Source organism: Symbiopectobacterium sp., from assembly GCF_051710365.1.
GTDB lineage: Bacteria > Pseudomonadota > Gammaproteobacteria > Enterobacterales > Enterobacteriaceae > Symbiopectobacterium.
Genome location: NZ_JBPETA010000330.1, coordinates 1 through 1,861, shown reverse-complemented (window position 1 = coordinate 1,861; position 1,861 = coordinate 1). Strand labels below are relative to the sequence as shown.

The 1,861-nt window shown below is 49.4% G+C and carries 1 protein-coding gene and 3 pseudogenes; 2 read left to right on the top strand and 2 right to left on the bottom strand.

All coding sequences use genetic code 11. From position 1 onward, the window contains the following. Window positions 1-121 precede the first annotated feature (121 nt). Window positions 122-331: pseudogene (locus tag ACTBDZ_RS17455) on the top strand (phage portal protein); the annotation flags it as partial. A gap of 18 nt (window positions 332-349) precedes the next feature. After that, window positions 350-547 (top strand): annotated as a pseudogene (locus ACTBDZ_RS17450) (HK97 family phage prohead protease); the annotation flags it as partial. A 17-nt stretch (window positions 548-564) separates the two neighbouring features. Here ACTBDZ_RS17450 and tusE read toward each other — a convergent pair. Both tusE and yccA read right to left on the bottom strand, forming a co-directional pair. After that, window positions 565-894: a sulfurtransferase TusE gene (tusE, locus tag ACTBDZ_RS17445; protein WP_438816228.1), complete on the bottom strand. Its 330-nt coding sequence runs from the start codon at window positions 892-894 to the stop codon at window positions 565-567. Between the two features lie 153 nt (window positions 895-1,047). Then, window positions 1,048-1,709 (bottom strand): annotated as a pseudogene (gene yccA / locus ACTBDZ_RS17440) (FtsH protease modulator YccA). Window positions 1,710-1,861: the final 152 nt, after the last annotated feature.

The window sequence follows — 1,861 nt, the reverse complement described above, 5'->3', positions numbered from 1 at the left end:
GTTCAGTATTGGTGACAGACCACCACAAGTATCCAACCTCAATTCTGTTCACAAGACCATCGTTGATGTTCTCGGCGAGCGATACCGTCGAATTTATTCTTAAAGTAGGTGCGGAATGACGGTTGATGGCCTGTTGCGCGGTGATTCAGCATCACGCGCTGCGTTTATGAAATCGATGGGAGAAGCCGGACTCCGCACCATCAACGAAATGCGCCGACTGGATAACTTCCCGCCATTACCCGGGGGGGATGTTGCCATGCGTCAGGCGCAATATGTGCCTATCACTGAACTGGGAACCAGCAACCAACAACCTCGCGCCAGCGGGGTTTAGTTTTTTATGGGGTCAATAATGCCAGACATTAACAAGACGCTCTCCTTTGACCAAACCGAGATCAAATTTGCCGGTGATGGTTCGCAGGGCATTTTCGAGGGTTACGCCTCGGTCTTTAACAATATCGACATCGACTCAGACGGCGACATCATCCTGCCCGGTGCCTTTAAAAGTGCGTTAGAGACGCAGACGCGCAAGGTGGCGATGTTTTTCAATCCGCTATTAGCCGAATATCAGATACATTTTACCGGCTTAGGTAGCCCTGCAATTTTGGTTGCCTGTTTGGCTGGGCCTTTCGGGAAGAGTCGATACAGGTAGCGGCTATTACCTTTTTCTTCGCCGTACTTTTGTGCCATCGCTTTTACCAGCATGCGAATCGCCGGGGAGGTGTTGAACTCCAGATAGAAGTGGCGAACAAAGCGCACTACTTCCCAATGCGCATCCGTTAACGCGATATCTTCTTGCTTTGCCAGTAGCGGTGCGAGGGACTCATTCCAATCAGCGCTGTTGAGCAGGTATCCCTGTGCATCCGTTTCTATAAAACGCCCTTCAAACTCCAACATAGTGCCTCGTAACCCCTGTTTTAAGCGAAGTGTAGCAAAGAAATTCAGTCGGAAGAATGGGGTAGAAGGGGGAATAAAAAGGCCTGAGCGGCAGACACGCCAAACTCGGGCCGTTACATCAGTGCAATGATAAAGGCAGAAGCTTCAATCTGGTTAGTCGTTGCGCATGATGCCTAAAATACTCAACAAGCTCACGAACAGGTTATAAATGGAAACGTAGAGGCTGACCGTGGCGCGAATATATAATTCGTTTCACCACCGTGAATGATGTTGCTGGTTTCCCAGAGAATGGCACCGGCAGAGAACAGAATGAACAAGCAGCTCAACGCAAGATGCAACGCAGGAAGTTGCAGGAACAGATTGGCAATTACCCCGACGATCAGAACAACAAATCCCGCCATCATCATCCCGGACAGGAATGACATATCCTTGCGCGTTGTCAGAACATAGGCTGAGCAGCAGAAAAAAACCAGGGCCGTGCCGCCCAATGCAAGCATGATAATGTCAGAGGCGCCGGAGGCAATCAGTGAGCTCAGAATCGGGCCCAACGTGTACCCCATAAAACCAGTGAGCGCAAATGCTGCCAGAATACCTGCTGGACTATTAGCGAGTTTGTGGGTCAAAAACATCAGTCCGTAAAACCCTATCAGCATCAACAACAAGCCAGGCGCGGGGAGGTTTAGCACGGTACTGACGGTTGCGGTGAGCGCGGAAAAACCCAGAGTAAGTGATAAAAGGAAATACGTGTTACGCAGCACCTTGTGCGTGCTGAGCAGTGAGCTTTCCTGTCTGGAAGAGACAACAATACGATCCATGGCAGCGACTCTCTCTGTTAAATGATTATTTGTACTAGCTCAGACCTGATCTGACAGTTACCGGTTATTTATACAGGTGTCTGTCAGATTAAATCTGGTTCAGATTTTTTTCTGCCCAGACCCGTTTACCATCAAGTAATGTTGCCATTGGC